The organism is Levilactobacillus yonginensis (assembly GCF_964065165.1).
Classification (GTDB): domain Bacteria; phylum Bacillota; class Bacilli; order Lactobacillales; family Lactobacillaceae; genus Levilactobacillus; species Levilactobacillus yonginensis_A.
Map to the genome: position 1 here is coordinate 422,185 of NZ_OZ061549.1, position 21,742 is coordinate 443,926.

12 protein-coding genes are annotated in these 21,742 nt (G+C 50.7%); all 12 read left to right on the top strand.

Features of this window, described 5'->3' with window-relative positions:
* The first annotated feature begins 328 nt into the window (after nucleotides 1-328).
* The 12 genes from glyQ to dnaE all read left to right on the top strand — a co-directional run bounded on the left by glyQ (nucleotide 329) and on the right by dnaE (nucleotide 21,684).
* Nucleotides 329-1,255 (top strand): glycine--tRNA ligase subunit alpha, encoded by a 927-nt coding sequence (glyQ, locus tag AB3Y94_RS02110; protein WP_367294916.1) that lies wholly within the window; start codon nucleotides 329-331, stop codon nucleotides 1,253-1,255.
* Nucleotides 1,255-3,330, top strand: coding sequence for a glycine--tRNA ligase subunit beta (gene glyS / locus AB3Y94_RS02115; RefSeq protein WP_367294917.1), 2,076 nt, complete (start codon nucleotides 1,255-1,257; stop codon nucleotides 3,328-3,330). Before glyQ ends, glyS begins: the two co-directional genes overlap by 1 nt.
* A gap of 317 nt (nucleotides 3,331-3,647) precedes the next feature.
* Nucleotides 3,648-4,238 carry an SdpI family protein gene (locus AB3Y94_RS02120; protein ID WP_367294918.1) on the top strand — a complete coding sequence of 197 codons (591 nt, stop codon included), beginning with the start codon at nucleotides 3,648-3,650 and terminating at the stop codon, nucleotides 4,236-4,238.
* 239 nt (nucleotides 4,239-4,477) lie between these two features.
* Nucleotides 4,478-6,319, top strand: coding sequence for a DNA primase (dnaG, locus tag AB3Y94_RS02125; RefSeq protein WP_367294919.1), 1,842 nt, complete (start codon nucleotides 4,478-4,480; stop codon nucleotides 6,317-6,319).
* Between the two features lie 43 nt (nucleotides 6,320-6,362).
* On the top strand, nucleotides 6,363-7,460 hold the full coding sequence (gene rpoD, locus AB3Y94_RS02130; RefSeq protein ID WP_367296467.1) for an RNA polymerase sigma factor RpoD: 1,098 nt from the start codon (nucleotides 6,363-6,365) through the stop codon (nucleotides 7,458-7,460).
* A 407-nt stretch (nucleotides 7,461-7,867) separates the two neighbouring features.
* Nucleotides 7,868-8,386 carry an Rrf2 family transcriptional regulator gene (locus tag AB3Y94_RS02135; RefSeq protein ID WP_367294920.1) on the top strand — a complete coding sequence of 173 codons (519 nt, stop codon included), beginning with the start codon at nucleotides 7,868-7,870 and terminating at the stop codon, nucleotides 8,384-8,386.
* Between the two features lie 128 nt (nucleotides 8,387-8,514).
* Nucleotides 8,515-11,787 (top strand): MMPL family transporter, encoded by a 3,273-nt coding sequence (locus AB3Y94_RS02140; protein ID WP_367296468.1) that lies wholly within the window; start codon nucleotides 8,515-8,517, stop codon nucleotides 11,785-11,787.
* 685 nt (nucleotides 11,788-12,472) lie between these two features.
* On the top strand, nucleotides 12,473-13,180 hold the full coding sequence (locus tag AB3Y94_RS02145) for a tRNA (adenine(22)-N(1))-methyltransferase TrmK (protein WP_367294921.1): 708 nt from the start codon (nucleotides 12,473-12,475) through the stop codon (nucleotides 13,178-13,180).
* Nucleotides 13,167-13,973 carry a Nif3-like dinuclear metal center hexameric protein gene (locus tag AB3Y94_RS02150; RefSeq protein WP_367294922.1) on the top strand — a complete coding sequence of 269 codons (807 nt, stop codon included), beginning with the start codon at nucleotides 13,167-13,169 and terminating at the stop codon, nucleotides 13,971-13,973. The genes AB3Y94_RS02145 and AB3Y94_RS02150 overlap by 14 nt, the downstream gene beginning before the upstream one ends.
* Nucleotides 13,974-14,029: 56 nt before the next feature.
* Nucleotides 14,030-15,271, top strand: coding sequence for a peptidase T (pepT, locus tag AB3Y94_RS02155; RefSeq protein ID WP_367294923.1), 1,242 nt, complete (start codon nucleotides 14,030-14,032; stop codon nucleotides 15,269-15,271).
* Nucleotides 15,272-15,414: 143 nt separating this feature from the next.
* The gene (gene clpB, locus AB3Y94_RS02160) at nucleotides 15,415-18,030 is read left to right on the top strand and encodes an ATP-dependent chaperone ClpB (protein WP_367294924.1); all 2,616 of its coding nucleotides are present in this window, start codon (nucleotides 15,415-15,417) and stop codon (nucleotides 18,028-18,030) included.
* Nucleotides 18,031-18,336: 306 nt separating this feature from the next.
* On the top strand, nucleotides 18,337-21,684 hold the full coding sequence (gene dnaE / locus AB3Y94_RS02165) for a DNA polymerase III subunit alpha (RefSeq protein ID WP_367294925.1): 3,348 nt from the start codon (nucleotides 18,337-18,339) through the stop codon (nucleotides 21,682-21,684).
* The last annotated feature ends 58 nt before the right edge of the window (nucleotides 21,685-21,742 follow it).

Genomic DNA, 21,742 nt, shown 5'->3' on the forward strand with positions numbered 1-21,742 from the left:
AAAATTATTGACAACCTTTAGTCAGACGACTATCATGAAAATTAGTTAAATAAGTCGATTATGATGAATGAAAAACACAGCGTGCGTTTTCAGCGAGTCCGGGCCAGTGTTAGCCGGGTAGCGCGTCCTGTGGGTTGGCACATTCGGAGTCGTTTCCAAGAAAGCTGCTAGTCATTGACTAGAAGTAGGGTGGAACCGCGAAAATAAAAATTCGTCCCTACGTGAATTTGCCTCGGTGAATTCTCGTAGGGATTTTTTTGCGCTTATTTGTTCAACCAAGTTTCCTGGTGTCTCTCACGGAGCTTAAATTTAAGGAGGAACTGCACCCATGACAGAAAAACTGTCCATGCAAGCAATTATTTTAAAGTTACAACAGTATTGGTCCGCGCAGGGCTGCATGCTGATGCAAGCTTACGATACAGAAAAAGGGGCCGGTACCATGAGCCCTTACACGTTCCTGCGGGCTATCGGGCCAGAACCCTGGAACGCCGCGTATGTGGAACCTTCCCGTCGACCAGCCGATGGTCGTTACGGTGAAAACCCTAACCGGTTGTATCAACACCATCAATTCCAAGTTGTTATGAAGCCATCACCAGACAACATTCAAGAACTCTACTTGAATAGTTTGCAGGAGTTAGGGATTGACCCACTCGAACACGACATTCGGTTCGTAGAAGATAACTGGGAAAACCCATCCATGGGTTGTGCCGGTGTTGGTTGGGAAGTTTGGTTGGACGGTATGGAAATCAGTCAATTCACCTACTTCCAAGTTGTTGGGGGAATGGAAGTTGATCCCGTGACTTCTGAAATCACTTATGGTTTGGAACGACTGGCTTCTTATGTCCAAGACGTCAATTCCGTCTTTGACCTGGAATGGGCCGATGGCGTGAAGTACGGGGACATCTTCAAGGAACCCGAATATGAACATTCTAAGTACAGCTTTGAAGAAAGTGACCAAGCCATGTTGCTGCGGCACTTCGATGAATATGAAACCGAAGCTAAGAAACAAATCGCGAATGGCCTAGTTCATCCAGCGTACGACTACGTATTGAAGTGTAGCCACACCTTTAACTTGTTGGACGCCCGTGGTGCCGTCTCCGTTACTGAACGGGCTGGCTACCTCTCCCGTATCCGGAACATGGCTCGGGCCATTGCTCGGGCCTTCGTGGCTGAACGGAAGAAGCGTGGTTTCCCACTGGTTAAGGATGAAAAACTGCGTGAACAATTATTAGCGGATCCAGAGGAGGCAAAATAATGGCACACACATTTTTACTTGAAATTGGTTTGGAAGAAATGCCAGCCCACGTGGTGACACCAGCCATTAAGCAATTGGTCAAGCGGACTGCGGATTATTTAAAGGAACAACGCGTTGACTATACGGCCATTAAGCCGTTTTCAACGCCCCGGCGCTTAGCCCTGTTGATCACGGGCTTGGCCGACAAGCAAGAAGACGTGAGTGAATCCGTCAAGGGTCCCGCTAAGAAGATTGCGCAAGACGCCGATGGTAACTGGACCAAGGCAGCCATTGGCTTTACCCGCGGCCAAGGCCTGACCCCCGACGATATTACTTTTAAGGAAATTAAAGGGACTGAGTACGTTTACGTCGACAAGTTCATTGCCGGTGAAGACGTGGCAACCATTTTAGCTGGTTTAAAGGAAGTCATCACGGCGATGACTTTCCCAACCATGATGAAATGGAGCACGCACCATTTCCAATACATCCGGCCAATTCGTTGGCTCGTGGCGCTGTTGGATAGCGATGTGATCCCGTTCAGCATCTTAAACGTAACGACTGGTCGGACGACTCGTGGTCACCGTTTCTTGGGCAAGGAAGTTGAAATTGCCACGGCAGCGGACTACGAGGAAGACCTGACCCACGAATTTGTGATTGCCGACGCTGACAAGCGCAAGGCCTTGATCAAGCAACAGATCGACAAACTGGCTAGCGACAATGCTTGGACCATCAACGTCGACGCTGGTTTGCTGGAAGAAGTCAACAATTTGGTTGAATGGCCAACTGCCTTTGCCGGGAAGTTCGACGAGAAGTACCTAACCATCCCCGAGGAAGTGTTGATCACGTCCATGCGAGACCACCAACGGTTCTTCTACGTACGAGATGCAGAAGGCAAGTTGTTGCCTAACTTCGTCTCCGTTCGGAATGGAAACGACCACGATATCCAAAACGTGGCGGCTGGGAACGAAAAGGTTCTGACGGCTCGTTTGGAAGATGCCATGTTCTTCTACACGGAAGATCAAAAGAAGACGATTGCCGACTACGTTGACCGGTTGAAGTCCGTTAGCTTCCACGACAAGATCAGTACCATGGCTGAAAAGATGAACCGAGTCACTTCCATCGTTGGTGTCTTAGCTAAGCATTTAAACTTAAACGATGCGCAGACTAAGGCTGCCTTACGGGCAAGCGAAATTTACAAGTTTGACCTGGTGACTGGTATGGTCGGCGAATTCGCTGAATTACAAGGGGTCATGGGTGAAAAGTACGCCTTACTGCAGGGTGAGGACCCAGCTGTTGCGCAAGCTGTTCGCGAACATTACGAACCGATTTCAGCCGATGGTGCCTTACCAACTTCCGTACCAGGGGCTGTCTTGGCCCTGGCCGACAAGTTTGACAGTATCCTGACCTTCTTCGCTGCTGGGATGATTCCTAGCGGGTCCAATGACCCATACGCTTTACGACGTCAAGCTACTGGAATCGTGCGGATTGCCACGGACCAAGAATGGTCCCTGCCAATTGATCGCTTAGCCCAAGACTTTATTGCAGCGGAAACGCAAGCTAACGTCGCACCTGATTTGGACCAAGCTAGTCAAATCGAAGCCGTTATCGGGTTCGTTAAAGACCGGATTCGGAAGATCTTACGTTCTGCTAAGCAACGCCATGACATCATTGATGCCGTGACGACTGGTTCCAGCAACGACGTCTTACAAATCTTTACGGCCGCTGATATCTTGGCCAGTCACGCTGATGACGCGAACTTCAAGGACGTGATTGAATCCTTGACGCGGGTCATTCGCTTAGCTCAAAAGGCACCGGCTGAATTAGCTACTGCCACGGTCAGCGCCGATCTGTTTGAAAACGACAGTGAAGGTGCTTTGGATAAAGGAGTGGCAGAGGTGGCAACGGCCGCTGGTAAATCACTGGCTGACTTGTACGCTGCACTAGCCGACATTCAACCAGCAATTGCGGCTTACTTTGAAGCAACGATGGTGATGGACAAGAACGACGATGTCCGGAACAACCGGTTAACTGAGTTGAGCCGGTTGGCTACCTTGGCCCTGCAATTGGGTGACTTGGATCAACTGATCGTTAAATAGTTACGGAAATTGATGAGTCATTGCCGCCTTGCCGGTCGACCGAGATGGTGGTTTCACATCAGCTTTTAGACTAGGCTGTCACTGTGAATCAAATTACTCACCAAAGTGTAAAATCAACGTTAATAACGCAGTTCTTTTCTCTCTGAGGAAAGGGCTGCGTTTTTACTTACCTGGGTATTCTGATAGCTGGATTGCTACGGTTGCTCTAGTATAGAAGACATAAATCGACCATTGGTGATTATTGGTATTGCGGTCACCCTGATCAGTGGTGTGATTATCGGTTAAGGGGGGAGATGGTAGCAATGTTGCTACCAAAGATGACAATGAAAAAAATCATCGGCCCGTTTGCGGGTGATTGGATTGTGGTTGGGATACTCTGGCTGGGGATGTTGGGTCCATTACAATGGGGACCGGGTCACGCTAGTCAGACTTACCCATTACTGCTAATTCTGACTGGTACACTGGTCGGCCTCAGTTTAGGCGAGTTTTTTTGGTTGAATAAAACGAAAGTTCTGTCGAAGAGTCAAAAAATTGTGGCTGATTTGAGTTTGGTTGTGGGCTTGATTGGCCTGATATTACTGCTGCTCCCACACGCCCTGACTAGGCTAACGGACATTAGTAATCCCAGCGCTTTGGGTCTGATATGGCTCATTTTGGCGGTTGCTCTAGCATACGCTCCCCGCAATCATCTGATTGGCATTCGGCTACCTTGGACGTACGCCTCAGATCGGGTGTGGCGGCAAACGAATCTCCTGGGTGCTCGTCTCATTCTTGGGACTGGCTGTCTAACCATTTTAGCCAATGGTCTAGGCGGGTTTAAGTGGGGAATCGGGATGTTCTTGGTTGGATTGATTGGGATGTGTATCGCGGTGATTCCATATTCTTTGTGGGTGCTCCGTCACCCTTAGCCACCGGGTAATGGATTGAGCTATCAAGCTTTTTAAGCGACAGGTTGACCGGAGTAGGGTATACTAGATTCAGCTTGACCAGAAAAGAGTCTATAAGTTGACATAGGCTATAATAGGAGTAATATGTATAGTGTATTTTTGCGCACGAATTCTAATTAAAGAGTCGCACTTTTCGGGTTCCCGGGGTGCGACTTTTCAAGGCTACGGGTGCGATGGACTCACGGTAAGGGAGTGATGGTTTGGCGAAAATACCCGAGGACGTGATTGAGACTGTCCGTTCGGCCACCAACATCGCGGATGTGGTTGGCCAGTACGTTCAGCTCAAAAAGTCTGGTAAGAACCTGTTTGGTCTCTGTCCGTTCCATGAAGAACGGACGCCCTCGTTTTCCGTGACCGAGGATAAACAAATTTTCCACTGCTTTAGTTGTGGTCGCGGGGGGAACGTCTTCAAGTTCCTGATGGAATTGGAACACGTGACTTTCCCTGAGGCCGTGGTTAAGGTTGCTGATTTTAGTCACGTTGATCTAGCCAGTGAATACCGGCAGGATGCGGCGGGACCAGCAGTTGATTCTAAAACGAGTCAACTGATCGACCTCCAAGAACAAGCAGCCAAGTTGTATCACCATATCTTGGTGAATACCGAGGGTGGGCAACCGGCCTTGGATTACCTGCACGACCGGGGCTTGACTGACGATACGATTGAGGCTTATCAGTTGGGGTTTGCTCCCAGTCAGCGGCTCCTCAAGCCATTTTTTGACCAACACCAAAGTGATTACCAGTTATTGCGGCAATCTGGTCTGTTTATCGAAAACGCTGAGGGTGAACTGCGCGACCGTTTTTCGGAACGGGTGATGTTCCCACTGCGGAATGCTAGTGGTCACGTAGCGGCCTTTTCCGGGCGACTCCTAAAAAAGGCGGATGATCAGCCTAAATATTTAAACAGTCCAGAAACACAACTGTTTAATAAAAGTCGGTTGTTATTCAACTTTGACCAAGCCCGGTCCGCTATTCGGGCGGCTGGGGAGGTCACCCTATTTGAAGGGTACATGGACGTTATCTCGGCTGCCCAATCGGGGGTGGAAAATGGGATTGCCTCCATGGGGACCAGCTTAACGACCGAGCAAATCTACGCCATCGAACGGACGACGGATAAGTTGAACGTTTGTTATGACGGGGATGAGCCTGGTCAGCGAGCAATTGCGCGAGCACTGGACCTACTCAATCAGCACAGTCATCTGCAACTGAGTGTGATTCAGTTGCCAGAGGGGCAAGATCCTGATGAGTACCGGCAGGCGCACGGTGAGCCAGCGTTGAAACAAATGTTGACCACTGCTCGCGAAACGCCCATTCAGTTTCACCTGCGGTACCTGCGACGTAACCGATCTTTGGACACTGACAGCGAACGGCTAGACTACTTAAACCAGATTATGCCGATGCTTGCTCAGGTTCAGGAACCCGTCGAGTTAGATTTATACCTCAACCAGTTAGCGACGGAATTTAAAATCGATAAATCCGCACTAACGGCTCAGTTGAAACAGGTCCAACGCGACACGGCCGCTAAACAGGAACGGTCACGTCCAGCGACCAACGCGGCTCCCGCACCAGCTGAACCGCCGGTGACGGTGTATCAGCAACAACGACCGCTTACCCGGTTGGAACGCGCTGAGCGAGGATTGCTGTACCGGTTGCTGCACGACCGGAATGTCTGGGCGAAGATCAGCAGTATTGCTGACTTTAGCTTCGTTCACGACGATTATCAAATGATCTACACCTTGGCCCAAGGTTATTTTCAAACACATCAGACTTATCAGACCGCGCAGTTTACGGACTTCATTCAAGAAGACCGGCTGCAGCAATTGGTCATCGACTTGGAAACGGCAACTTACGCGGCGGTCACCCCACGTGAGATCGATGATTATTTAGCGGTCATTATGGATGAGGCTCCGGTCGATGAGCAACTCCGGTTGAAAAAGAATCAACTGGCAGAGGCTTCACGACTCGGAGATGCCGCTCAACAACGACAATTAGTCATTGAAATTGTTCAACTGGAGCAACGACGCCAGGCGAACAAGCAACTTTAGTCTAGGGGGTATTTTAATGGCAAAAAAAACCACGGATCAACCAATGTTTGACCAGAAAGCATACAACAAAACGGTGCGCGCTTTGATCAAAGACAACAAGAAGGCCGGTCACATCTCGTATGATGACCTGTCTGACAAGGTTGCAACGCCTTACACGCTGGATGCTAAGCAGATGGATAAGTTACTCGAAACGATTTCCGATGCTGGGATCAGCGTGGTTGATGCTAAGGGTGAGCCAGACCCACGGGCCGTCAAAGCCCAAAAGGCCGTTTCAAAGAAGGAATTAAAAGACGCCTCTACCACCACTGGGGTCAAGATCAACGATCCCGTTCGGATGTACCTGAAGGAAATTGGTCGGGTCAACCTGTTAACGGCGGACGAAGAAGTCGCCTTAGCTTTACGAATCGAAAATGGTGAGGAAGAAGCCAAGCAAGAGTTAGCTGAAGCTAACTTGCGGCTGGTTGTTTCCATTGCTAAGCGGTACGTGGGTCGGGGAATGCAATTCCTGGACTTGATTCAAGAAGGGAACATGGGTCTGATGAAGGCCGTCGAAAAATTCGACTACCGGAAAGGGTTCAAGTTCTCAACGTACGCTACTTGGTGGATTCGTCAGGCGATTACACGGGCGATTGCTGACCAAGCACGGACGATTCGGATTCCGGTGCATATGGTTGAAACCATTAACAAATTGATTCGGATTCAACGTCAACTTCTCCAAGATTTAGGGCGGGAACCAACGCCTGAAGAAATTGGGGCCGAAATGGATATGCCAACGGAAAAGGTTCGTGAAATCTTGAAGATTGCACAAGAACCAGTTTCTTTGGAAACACCAATCGGTGAAGAGGACGACTCTCACTTGGGTGACTTCATTGAAGACCAAGATGCGACGAGTCCTGCTGATCACGCTGCTTATGAATTACTGAAGGAACAGTTGGAAAGTGTCTTGGACACGCTGACTGATCGTGAAGAAAATGTCCTGCGGTTGCGGTTTGGTTTAGACGATGGTCGGACCCGGACTTTGGAAGAAGTTGGGAAAGTCTTCGGGGTTACGCGTGAACGGATTCGTCAAATCGAAGCCAAGGCGTTACGTAAGTTACGTCATCCATCACGTAGTAAGCAACTCAAAGATTTCCTGGAATAAACTTAGATATTGGGGACCAAATCTTAATGGATTTGGTCTTTTTTTTTGCTTATCTGGTGATGGCGCTCCGGCGACCGGGCAAGGAACCAGCCGTGAGGATGCTTCAGCCACAGAATGGGGTTTCTGCTTGTTTTGGTGGTTTAGCAGACAATGTGGATTGAGACTATGTTGGTTGTCCTGAAATTATGGCCGTTTAGCCGGCAATTGACAGCCGTGACGGGATTATTACTGCGGCTAATAATCATTAACCCCATTACTAGTCTGAAATCGTTTACATAAAGGACTAATCAACGTTGAGGTAATTTATTGAGTCAAAAGTCTTGAAAAATCGAGATAAGGGGATATAATGTATCTCGTTTAGAAAAGCCCATCACTTGTTTAGTGGCTTAGGTGAAAGGAGGTGCACTGTGAAAGCCAAGCCAAGTTTGGAGCAGGCGCTCTGTATCGTTGCGTTACTTGGGATTCAGGATCGCCAAATTCCCTTACATAGCCGTTTAGTTGCGGAGCGTCTGGGAATCTCCACTAGTTATTTGAAAAAAATCGTCCAGAAATTGGCCGGTGCCGACATCGTTAAAACGGTCTCCGGCCGGGACGGTGGAATTGTGTTAACTCGCGACCCCCACAAGATTACCTTACTAGACGTCTTTGACGCCATCGAAGGGGCCAACCCGTTCATTAGGAACACAGGATTAGTCAAACGTGTTTTTGGATTCGATCAAAAAGAAGCCTTTATGAAGACTTACGCGTTAAAAGACTTAAAGGATCAGCAACCGGTCGCCAACGTTCTTGCCGTGTTCGGTGAGGCTGAACAGCGCTACCGCGAGCAGTTAGCCACACTGACCATCGGCGAGATCTTGCCGATCACAGAGAACCAACCTCTGCAGCTCGATTGGACTAAGTGGCTCCTGCACCAATCAACAGAATAGAAGTAAGTTTAATTAACGAAGGATTGAAATAGGCAAGCTCCCTTCACATCAGCAATCAGCAAGGCCCGTTTCAATCAGTCGTTCATAAAATTAAGAGAATTGTTTTAGGAGGTTTTCCCTTGCGCTGGATGAATAAGCACTACATCTGGAACGTTATCGGCTGGCTGGTCATTGTCCTCTTGGCCGTCGTGACGATTCCCAACATGAGCAAATTGGTGGCTGATAAGGGACAGATTACGGTTCCCAGCAGCTATCAAAGTACGCGTGCAACCAATATGCAAAAGCAGTGGGGTCGTTCCCAACGCGGTACCACTGCCGTCGTGGTCGTTTTTAGCAATGGTGATTCTGCGTTAACCAATGCGCAGAACACCCAGATTGAGAACACGATTCAACGAATCAAGAACCACGAAGATCAGTATGAAATTCGGTCAGTGACCGCTGCGAGTGATAGTTCCACCGCTGCGTCACAACTGATTTCAAAGGATAAGAGTACCCAACTACTCCAACTGAACGTGCATAAATCGTCCAGCCATTCAATTACGAAGGTGCGCTCAGAAATTACTAACTTGGCCCAGACCAGTGGCGTAAAAACCTACGTCACCGGGGCTGACGTCTTGAACCAAGACTTCTCCGACGCCACGCAGGCCGGAGTCCAAAAGACCGAAATCATTGCTGCTATCTTCATTTTTCTAGTGTTGTGGTTGGTCTTCCGTTCGCCAGTTACCCCGTTATTCTCATTGTTGACCGTCGGGGTCTCCGTAATCACGTCAATTTCTGTGGTGGCTAACCTGGTTGACCGGTTCAACTTTCCGTTCTCCAACTTCACGGAAGTCTTCATCGTCATTGTGCTGTTTGGGATTGGGACCGACTACAATATCCTGCTTTATAATGAGTTCCGCGAGCGCTTAGCCAAAGGAAAAGATCGGTATACGGCCACGAAAGAAGCCATTAAAATTGGTGGTCGGACCGTTCTGTATTCCGGTCTATCCGTCTTAATCGGGATGAGTGTGCTGGGTTTTGCCAATTTTTCACTTTACAAGTCAGCGGTGGGTATTGCCGTTGGGGTCGTGGTGCTATTGGCCGTACTCCTGACGCTGAACCCATTCTTCATGGTTATCTGTGGTCGCAAGATGTTCTGGCCAATCAAGAAGTTCTCCGGTGAGGGTGACAGTCGTCTGTGGCACGGCATGGCCAAACACGCTATGATCCGGCCCATTATCACGTTGATTGTCACCGGCATCGTGTTTATTCCGTTAGCCCTGTCGTCTCACGGGACGTTGGACTTTGACAACTTGGTGGAAATTGGGGACAATGTTCCCGCCAAGCAAGGGTTTAAGGTGGTGCAACAGCATTTCTCCAAGGGAACTGCTGAACCAACCACCATTTATATTCAGAGTGATCATAAATTAGACAACGAAAAGTCCCTGCTCCTGATCGATCGGTTAACGAAGCAACTACAGGCTTCCGACGGAGTCAAGACGGTAGCTTCGGTGACGCAACCTGGTGGGAAGGTCATCAAAGAACTGTACGTCAGGAATCAAATGAGTTCAGTTACGAGTGGTTTAGTCAAAGCCCAAAAGGGTGTCGACCAGGTCAACAAGGGACTGAAGTCTGCTGATAACCAATTGAGCAAGCAAAATGTTTCGGGGACAGTTCAGGACGCTAATAAGTTGGCCAGTGGGGCTAAACAGGTCAGCACCGGAACGAACCAGTTACAGTCTGCTATCTCCCAAGTTTCAACTGGGGTCAATTCCTTGAACAGCCAAGTGTCTTCGGCGTCTGGTGGCAAACAGGCGGCCCAACTTGCTCAGCTGGAAGCGGCTTTGCCACAGCTGAACAACGCCATTCAACAATTAAACCAGCAAGTCTCAGGTAATTCGGCCAGCACCAGTGGGGTTACGAGTTCGCTGACGACTATCAAGACCAGCACTCAAGACATTGGCAAGCAACTGGCAACTCTGCAGAGTGCGACGGCTAATTTGCCAACCATGAGCACGAGTACGGTGGCCAGTGCCTTCAGTTCTAACGGGGTGCCACTGTCTGCAGAACAGAAGAAAGTATTAGCTGGGTTGCTGCAGCAGCAATCGACGGCGCAAAGTGCTTTGAAGTCAGCGTTGAGCACGGCTTTGCCAAAGATCAAGTCGGACGCCACGTCCATTGGCGCTGCGGATCAGAGTGTTGCTAGTCAGCTGACCAACCTGCAAAGTTCAACCAATCAACTACAGACCGCGGTGGCCACATTGGCGCAAAAATCGAACGTGGTCTTACCAGGGGCGCAAACAGCTTTACAAGCAGCTGGTTCACAGAGTAGTCAGCTAGCGAGTGCAACGAGTCAGTTGTCCAGTGCCATGTTTACCATCAACGGGAAGATGCCTTCGCTGGTTTCCGGGGCCAATCAAGTGGCCAGTGGGAACCAAACGATGGCGGAGAAGTTAGCTGCGATGAGTAAGCAATTGACGGCACTGCGCAAGGGCTTAGGTTCAGCAACGACTGGTTTGACGCAAGTCTCCGGTGGGGTCGGTACTGCTAACACCTACCTGAAAGGGTTGCAAAAGTCCGCTGCTACCAAGACGTTCTACATGCCAACGAAGCAGTTACATGGGAGTTCGTTTAAACCAGCACTAACGACTTATATGTCGCCTAACAGGAAGCTCACCAAGCTGACGGTGGTCCTAAATGATGATCCAAGTTCCGCTGCTGCGATGGCGCGGTTGCCGAAATTGGAAAAGGTCGTTAACGGGTCACTGGCCGGTACGAGTTTGAGTGGTGCCAAGATTGCCTTTGGGGGGAATACCTCACAGACCAACGACATCAACGACATGGCTTCCAGCGACTTTACGCGGACGGTTATTATCATGTTAGCCGGAATCTTTATCGCATTGATGGTGGTTACGCGCTCACTGGTTCAGCCAATTGTGATCGAAGGAATTCTGTTAGTCGCATACTCCGGGGCTTTGACCATTGTTCATTGGTTGGTCAAACCAGTTCTGGGCGCCGACATGTTGACGTGGAATACACCATTCTTCACGTTCGTCATGTTGATCTCACTGGGGGTTGATTACTCGATCTTCCTGATGCGAAAGTATCGTGAGTTCCTACATGAGCCGGGCGCAACCAGTGATAAGATGTTGCGGGCGGCCACGGTGATTGGGACGGTTGTCATTTCTGCAGGGATTATCCTGAGTGGGACGTTTGCTGCTCTGATTCCGTCTGGGGTCATGACGCTGATTCAGATTGCGTTAGCTGTCATCATTGGGATCATCTTGCTGGTCATCCTGTTACCAATCGTGATGCCAGCTGTCATGAAGATCACGTACCCGTATCCTTATTCCAATATGCGAGATGCGCCGGTCAATGACACTGATTCTGGACAAGAAACACCCTCACGACGGCGGAAGTGAAGTTTTAGTCACTCGGTAGTTCCGAGCCACGAACACTTTCGCTGCTGACGGCTTTCCAGCAACCTTCGGCTATGATGGATTTATGTGGTCCATGCCGGTGTATTATTAGGCAGTGGGTACAACGTCACTAGTTTTCAGTTTAGTAAATGCGTACTAACTTAAGATACCAGCGTATTCCATGCACAAATGTGGGTACGCTGGTATCTTTTTTCGTAATGATATAAGCCACTTAATGCCACAACCTGAATTTAGTCGTTTTAGATCGGAAGAGTGAGAAGTTTAAAAGGCTAGCTACAAAATCTTTTACCAGATTGGCTCGCAAAGGCAGAGATCATGATAGACCACAATCAGAGCCGGAGGCGGTCAGGGATGGAGCCAGCCGTGAAGGTGGTGCTTGCTGGTGAATTTCCAGCTTACAGCACGGACGACTTTGGAGACATGGGATTTTCGTGGCTTCAAAGCGAGCGATAAGACTGGTGTTCTTCCAGTCTGAAGCGTCCCCACAGAGGCTCAATCCTTGGCCACCGGAACGCAATCGATTCAGTATGGTGATCACCCATGTAGCACACTGCCAGAATTTCCCGCTATTCAATTGTTGCTGAGTGCCTTATACTTGAGAGATGAGACGTGTGTTGGCGGGTAGCATTGCCAGTCAGCACCAACAGTAGAAAGGAAGAGTCATTCTATGGACGCAGATCATCTTTCGGTCCGGTTAGCTACCGTGGCCAAATACGTATTACCGGGGAGCCGCATCGCTGATATCGGCACGGATCACGCCTATTTACCCGTTAATTTAGCTAAGCGCGGCGTCATCGCCGGCGGGGTCGCTGGCGAGGTTGTACCCGGTCCCTTTAAGAATGCCCAACACGAAATTGAACAGACTCAGCTGACCGACAAGATTACCGCCCGGCTGGCAAACGGGTTAAAAGCCATGGAGCCCGGTGATAACATCGACACAGTCGTTATTGCGGGGATGGGTGGTGCGTTGATCACTCAAATTTTGACACAGGACTTCGACCGCTTGGCCGGGGTTAACCGGTTGATTTTACAACCTAACGTAGGGGAAATGACGCTCCGCACGTTCCTGATGACCCACGGTTTTCAGCTTCAAACAGAAGAAATCGTGAGTGAAGACGGTCACGATTATGAAATCCTGGTGGCTGACCGCGCCGACCATCTTGAGCAATATACTGAGGAACAACTGCGGTTCGGGCCGTACTTGTTGGCAGCCCACAATGCAACCTTCATTGCCAAATGGCAACGGGAGCTGAGTCGTACCAAAGAAGTGCTGCAACAGGTTCAATCGGCGAAGGCGGTTCCTGCAGCGAAGGTCGCAGAATTACACACGAAAATCAGTGAAATCGAGGAGGTCTTGCAACGTGTTGGTGCGTGAGTTAGTTGATCGGTTTGAAAAGTTTGCTCCGAAGACGTGGGCGGAACCCGGTGATCCCGTTGGCCTGCAACTCGGTAGTCTTGACGCTGAAGTTCACAAGGTACTGGTCACCCTGGACGTCCGGCCTGAGGTGGTTGAAGAGGCGATTCAGGTGGGAGCGGACTTTATCTTTGCTCACCATCCCATGGTCTTCCATCCGGCAAAGAATTTGGACCTGGCTGTACCGCAGAATCAGATGTACGCGACGCTATTAAAACACGACATCACGGTCTACGGCGCGCATACCAACTTAGATAGTGCTCCAGGTGGCATGAACGATTGGCTGGCTGCAGCGCTTGACCTGCAAAATGTTAGTGGGTTGGTGCCCAGTGGCGGTAGCACCGCCACGCCGGCCATTACCATGGGTCGCGTGGGTGACCTTGCGGAACCGACAACGGTCATGGCGTTTGCTGAACACTGCAAGGCGGTTTTCAACGTCCCCGGATTGCGGCTGATCAGTCACACGCCCAACGCCGAGGTGAAGCGCGTTGCCGTCCTTGGTGGCAGTGGTGGCCCGTTCTATCAGGCAGCCATCGACCACGGAGCCGATGTTTACGTGACCGGGGATATCTCGTATCATCCTGGCCACGACATGATTGCGGCGGGATTGAATGTCATTGATCCCGGTCATCACATCGAAAGTATCTGTAAGTCACATCTGACTCAGCTCTTTCAGGACTGGGCGGCTGAAAACCAGTGGCCAATTACCGTGGTGGCCTCACAATTAAACACTGACCCGTTTACTTTTATTTAATTTTGAAAACGGGTAAACTAAAATTAGTATCGAATTTGATTGAGGAGTGATTTATTTTGGCAAAGTATGAAAACTTGATTCCCCGTTTCTTGAAATACGTCAAGATCAATACGCGGTCTGACCCTAGCTCGACCACGGTTCCCTCAACGCCCCGTTTGACGGCGTTCGCTGAGGGCCTGGTTAAGGATTTAGCGGCCATTGGGTTAGAGAATGTTCACATCAACGCGCAATCCGCTTACGTCTACGCGACCTTGCCGGCCAACACCGACAAGCAGGTCAAGAAGTTGGGGTTCATTTCCCACTTTGATACGGCTGATTTCAATAGTGAAAACATTGAGCCACAAATCGTTGAAAACTACGACGGCAAGTCTGTCATTAAGCTGGACGCTGCCGGGAAGTACACGCTAGATCCAGCCGTTTTCCCTAACCTGAAGAACTACCGGGGCCACACTCTGATTACGTCAGACGGGAGCACCTTGCTGGGAGCCGATGACAAGTCCGGGGTTGCTGAAATTATGGCGGCCATGGAATATCTGTTGGCTCATCCAGAAATCAAGCACGGCGAAATCGAAGTTGGCCTGGGACCCGATGAAGAGATCGGTACCGGTGCTGACAACTTTGACGTTGCTGACTTTGGGGCGGACATTGCGTACACCGTCGATGGTGGTCCGTTAGGTCAGTTGGAATACGAAACCTTTAACGCCGCCGATGCTCAGGTAGAAGTTACCGGGACGAACGTGCACCCGGCCGAAGCCAAGGGCGTCATGGTCAATGCTTCGCAGGTGGCCATGGATTTCCACGCCGCTTTGCCAGAACATGATCGGCCAGAAAACACCGAGGGTCGCGAGGGTTTCTTCCACCTGTACAGCATGAACGGGACCGTTGATACGGCTCATCTGAGTTACATCATTCGGGACCACGACCGGGCCATCTTCGAAGACCGGAAGAAACTGTTCCAAGGGGTTGCCGACCAGTTGAACCAACAATACGGTTCTGACCGGGTCCACGTCACCATTAAGGACCAGTACTACAACATGCGTGAAGTGATTGAGAAGGACATGACGGTGGTCGACCTGGCTAAGGAAGCTATGGAAGACTTGAATATTAAGCCACTGATTTTCCCTGTTCGTGGGGGCACTGATGGTTCTAAGATTTCCTTCATGGGCTTGCCCACGCCTAACCTGTTTGCCGGTGGTGAGAACATGCACGGCCGCTTCGAGTACGTTTCCGAACAAACTATGGAACAAGCAACCGACGTGGTGATCAAGATTGCGCAACTTGCAGAACAACAGGCTTAATTTAATTAGTCAAAATTGGTCAAATTATTTTGATTTTCGGCCAATATCAGTTAGAATATGAGTGAAAAATGGAGGTTAGCCTAAGGGTGGCCTCTTTTTTAGACCCACTTAAATTTGCTAATTTTAATTGAGGAGGAGTTTGCATGAATCCAGATAAAATGACGGAGGCCTTAACCGCGGCCTTAGGTGAGGCCCAACGCATTGCGATGACGCGTAAGCACCAAGCAGTCACGGTCGCCCATCTATTTAAATACTTGGTCCAACCCGGAGAACTTGGTCGTGAAATCTTATCTAACGCTGGTGTGGACATCAATGCCTTAGACAGTGAGTTAGATCGGGAATTGGATGGGATCAGTACCGTCTCCGGTAGTGGTGTCCAGTATGGCCAAGAATTTTCCCGTAACCTGACCGATCTCTTACAGAAAGCCGACAGCATTCGTGAACGCTACCACGATGAGTTTATGGCAATCGATGTTGTCGTTATTGCGCTGATGAAGCTGGGTGGTGAGAACCTGACGGATTACCTGAAGAGCCAGGGAATTACTGAACAGATGGTGCGCAACGCCGTGGATAAGTTACGAGGCGGCGAACGCGTCACCTCGAAGAACCAGGAAGATCAGTACCAGGCCCTGGAGAAGTACGGGACTGACCTGGTCAAGGCCATGCGCAGTGGGAAGATTGATCCCATCATTGGTCGGGATGACGAGATTCTTTCGGTGATTCGCATCCTCTCACGGAAGACTAAAAACAATCCTGTGTTGATCGGGGAAGCCGGAGTTGGTAAGACGGCGATCGTCGAAGGACTGGCCCAACGGATCGTGCGGGGGGATGTGCCCGACAACCTGAAGGATAAGACAATTTTTTCCCTGGATATGGGTTCACTGATTGCGGGTGCCAAGTACCGTGGAGAGTTTGAGGAACGGCTGAAAGCCGTCTTGAAGGAAGTCACCAAGAGTGACGGCCAGATCATCATGTTTATTGATGAGATTCATAACATTGTAGGGGCCGGTAAGGCCGAAGGTAGTATGGATGCTGGGAACCTCTTGAAGCCAATGCTGGCTCGGGGCGAACTGCATTTGATCGGGGCGACGACTTTAGACGAGTACCGCGAGTATTTGGAAAAGGACAAGGCCCTCGCGCGGCGGTTCCAGCGGGTACTGGTCAACGAACCCAGCGTTGACGATACCGTCACCATCTTACGGGGCTTGCGTGAACGCTTTGAAATTCACCACGGGGTCAAGATTCACGACAATGCGTTGATTGCGGCGGCTAAACTGTCCGACCGCTACTTGACGGACCGTTTTCTGCCCGATAAGGCAATTGACTTGGTCGACGAGGCCTCCGCTTCTATTCGGGTGGAAATGAATTCGGCCCCCACAGAACTGGATCAGGCTCGGCGACAATTGATGCGGATGCAGGTCGAACAGACCGCGCTGAAGCAAGAAACGGACGATGCTTCTAAGGAACGCCTGACCGAATTGCAGAAGGACCTCGCCAACACCAAGGAGAAGGTCGATCAGCTGAGTGCGCGGTGGAACCAAGAAAAGACGGCCATTAAGCGTGTCGGTGACAAGAAGACGGAGCTGGATACAGCTAAGCGGGACTTAGAGAATGCCGAGGCCCAGTACGACCTGAATAAGGCGGCTGAATTGCAACATGGGACGATTCCTAAGTTGGAAAAGGAATTGGCTGCCATGGAACAACAAGAAGAGCACCAGCAGGATTGGTTAGTTTCGGAATCCGTCACGGAAAATGAGATTGCCGCGGTAGTCAGTCGCATGACTGGCATCCCCGTCACCAAGCTGGTGCAGGGTGAACGGGAAAAACTATTGAAGCTCGCCGACCGGTTACATGACCGGGTCGTGGGTCAGGACCAAGCCGTTTCGGCAGTGGCTGATGCCGTTCTGCGTTCCCGAGCGGGGTTACAGGACCCGACGAAACCACTGGGTTCGTTCCTCTTCCTGGGGCCAACCGGGGTCGGGAAGACCGAACTAGCCAAAGCGTTAGCGGCGAACCTGTTTGATAGTGAAGATCACATGGTCCGTATTGATATGTCTGAATATATGGAAAAGGAATCCGTTTCACGGTTAGTCGGGGCCGCTCCCGGTTACGTGGGTTACGAGGAAGGTGGCCAACTGACCGAGGCCGTCCGGCGGAACCCGTACACCATCGTGTTGTTTGATGAAGTTGAGAAAGCTCATCCGGACGTCTTTAATCTGCTGCTCCAAGTCTTGGATGATGGCCGCTTGACCGATAGTCAGGGTCGGACCGTGGACTTCAAGAACACCATCTTGATCATGACTTCTAACCTGGGATCGGACATCCTGTTGAAAGGGACCGACGAGCAGGGTAACATTCAACCGGAGGCTCAGCAACAAGTGGCCCAGCTCTTACAGAGTCATTTCCGGCCAGAGTTCTTGAATCGAATCGATGAAACAATTATGTTTACGCCCCTGACGTTAGCCGACGTGCAACAAATTGTGATCAAATTGATCGGTCATCTGGCCATGCGGCTTCACGAACAGTCACTAGACTTAACCAGTACGTCAGCTGCTCAGGCCTGGATCGCCCAGAAGGGATACCTGCCAGCCTTTGGGGCACGACCACTACAACGTTTCATTACCACGCACGTGGAAACGCCACTGGCGAAAGAATTGATTGCGGGGAAGATTCCGGCAGATAGTCTGATTACCATTGATGTGGTGGACGACCAGTTGACGTTTACCCATCAGCCCCAAGTAAAACCGGCTAAGGATTAATCAAAATTGAAGCTGTCCGAAAGAGTCTGGCCTAGCGCTGGGCTCTTTTTTACTGGAGCATAAAGGGATGGTAACCGGGCTTGTACGCAGAGTCTGCCACAAAGGGCTATGACTCTAATTTGGCCCAGTCGTGGTTGGCGCCCGCTTGGTCAGCCGAAAGCAGCCAGCACCACAGTTTAAAAGTAGTGACCTGATTATCCAAGAAAGTGGGTTTAACCGCTAGCGAACAAATGTTCAGCGCGGATAAAATCCCCCCTTTTTCTGGTATAATAGCGATAATGAGATGTACAGAGAGGAGAATTGACCATGTTTGTTCCGTTACAGGTTCTGAGTACTTATAGCTTATTACAGAGCACGAACCGTATCGACCAACTGGTAGAAACGGCGAAAGATCGCGGTTATACGGCGTTAGCGTTGACGGATAAGAACGTGATGTACGGGGAAGTTGCCTTCTATAATGCCTGTCAACGAGTGGGAATTCAGCCCTTACTCGGACTGTCCTTGACTACTCAGAGTCTGAGTGGTACTGAGGAAGATCAGGAGTGGTTGTTCATCGCCCAAGACTTTACCGGGTATCAGCAGTTGATGCAGTTGTCGACGGCTTATCAGGTGGCCCAGGGGGCCGTTGATCTGCACGAACAGGTGGCTAATCTGAGTCATCTCAGTGTGATTGCGCCCTTAGACAGTGAGGCCCATCAACTCCTAGTGGCTGGGGATGAGACGGCGGCTAGTCGGGTCTTACAGCAGTTTCAAGATTGGCACGTGGGTGCTTTAGCAGTGGGAATCGGGGCGCGTGCCGATGCGCCCTTGCAGGCAGCGTTACAACGGGTGGCCACGAACGCTCAGGCGGCATTAGTTGCGTTAGCGCCCGTAGATTACCTTAATGCCGATGATCACTTTGCCGTGACGGTCTTACGGGCCATCGATGCTGGTGCCACAATTAGTGACCCCGAGGATGAACAACAGAAAATGGGTGAGCATTGGTTACGTCCAGCTCAGGAACAGGCGGAGCAGTTCAATGCGGCCGGACTGCAAACAGCGGTTCAAGCCACGGCCGACCTAGCTGCCAAGAGTCACGTGACGTTACAATTTAAGCAACCGCAATTGCCCGAGTACCCGACACCTAACCACCAGCCCTCACAAGATTATTTGCGTGAGCTCTGTCAACAGGGGCTGCAGCGACGGTTACAGGCAGACGGGATTACTGCCCCTAAGTCCTATCAGCAACGCTTAGAACGAGAACTAGGGGTCATTCACCGGATGGGGTTTGACGACTATTTTCTCATTATCTGGGACGTCATGAATTACGCCCACCGCGCTCACATTCAAACGGGTCCAGGGCGGGGGTCCGCGGCGGGTTCGTTGGTGGCATACGTGTTAGCGATTACCGAGGTTGATCCGTTAGCGTATAACCTGTTATTTGAACGTTTCTTGAACGAGGAACGGGCCCAGATGCCCGATATCGATTTGGATATTCCGGATGATAAACGGGAACAGGTTTTGCAGTACGTTCATGATAAGTACGGTCATTCCCGGGTGGCGCAGATCATTACCTTTGGGACGTTGGCAACTAAGGCGGCGTTGCGTGACGTTGGACGGGTCCTGGGGATGCCACCATATACGTTGAGCGATTGGAGTGCGGCGATTCCCAATCAATTACACATTACTTTGCAAGCGGCCTACGACCAGTCTCAGAAACTGCGCAACCTGGTAGCGGATAGTTCCAAGAATCAGTTGCTGTTTGCGACAGCCCAGAAGCTAGAGGGCTTGCCCCGTCATTACTCAACCCATGCGGCGGGGATTGTGTTGAGTCAGGGGCCATTGACTGATCTCGTGCCCCTACAGCCGGGGAGTGAAGACCTCTTGATGACGCAGTATCCCAAGGACACCGTGGAAGCGGTGGGTCTGCTCAAGATGGACTTCCTAGGCCTGCGGAACCTCAGCATTTTAGCAAATGCGTTGGCGTTGGTTAGAAAACAGACGGGGCAGGCGCTCGATATCAATCAAATTGATTTAAATGATGCGGCCACCCTCAAGCTCTTTGCCCAGGGCGAGACAAACGGTGTCTTTCAGTTTGAATCTTCGGGAATCAAACGCGTACTGCGACAGCTTCAGCCGGATAGCTTTGAACTAGTGGCTGCCGTTAATGCCCTGTACCGACCGGGTCCCATGGAAAACATTGATAGTTTTATTCGACGGAAACACGGTCAGGAACCGGTCACTTATCCAGCTGATGCGTTGGCTCCTATCCTGGGACCGACGTACGGTGTCCTAGTCTATCAAGAACAGGTCATGCAGGTTGCCTCCGTCATGGGGGGCTTCACGCTGGGGGAAGCCGACTTGCTGCGGCGGGCGATGAGTAAGAAAAAGAAACAGACCATGGATGCCATGCAAAAGAAATTTGTCAGCGGAGCCCGTCAATTGGGCTATGACGAGGCCGTAGCCCAAAAGGTCTTTGCCTATATCGATCGGTTTGCGAACTACGGTTTTAACCGGTCCCATGCCGTGGCTTATAGTAAGTTGGCCTTTCAATTAGCGTACCTGAAGGCCCACTATCCGGGACCTTTCTACGCGGCGCTCTTAAATTCGGTGGTCAACGTGCCAGTCAAGACAAAGATGTACCTGACAGAAGCCAAGCGCCACGGCGTCGGCATTCAACCACCAGACATTAATCGGTCGACGGCTTACTTTAATTTGCAAGGGTCAGACATCATCTTTGGCTTGAGCAGTATCAAAGGGGTACGGAAGGACTTTCTCAGAGAGGTCTTAGCCGACCGGCATGAGAATGGTCCGTACCGCGACCTTCACCAGTTTCTACAACGAATCGATGGTAAGTATCGGAAGGCGGACTTGTTAAACGCACTGGTCTATGCGGGTGCATTTGATGGTTTTGGTCACAACCGCGCGGAGCTGTTGGCGGCGTTACCGGAGTTTATCAGTAGCGTGGAGCTGTCTGGGGATAACGTGGAGCTTTTTGCGGCGTTAGCGCCGAAGGTCAAACCATTACCAGACCTCGAATTGATGACAAAGTTAACGCAGGAAGAAGCCGTGCTCGGAGCCTATCTATCCGGTCATCCGGTTGCTCAGTACCAGGCCTTAGCGGCGAAAATCCACGCGGTTTCCGTCACCGAACTAGCGGAGAATGCGCGGGTCGCGGTAGTGGTCTACGTGACCAAGATTCGGACGATTCGGACCAAACGGGGTGAACCGATGGCCTTTCTGACGGCGAGTGATGAGACGGCCGATGTAAGCATCACGGTCTTTCCCAATCAGTATCGGCAGGCCAGTGAGTGGTTGAAGACCGATCAAGTCATCGTCGTTAAGGGCAAGGTCGAACAGCAACGAGGGTTGCAGATTGTGGCGGACCAGATCTCGTTAGCGGAGACCATGCAAGCCCAGCTGGCACCTAAGTTGCCGACTGGGGCCCGGTGGTTTGTTCGGGTAGATGCCCAACACGACGAACGGACTATTGCGGCGAAATTAGGCCAATTTTTGACCACCCATCACGGGGATGTGCCGGTGATTGTCTACCAACCCCAAACGGACCAAAAGCGGGTCTTACCGCGGAATCAGTGGTTAGTGGGGGATGCAACGCTGGTTAGTACCCTAGAAGAATTGATGGGCAGTGGTAATGTTGTTTTTAAGAATGGATAGACCAATTTTGTGAAAAATACCTCTGGACTATTTGTGTAGGCTTTAGTATGCTTATACC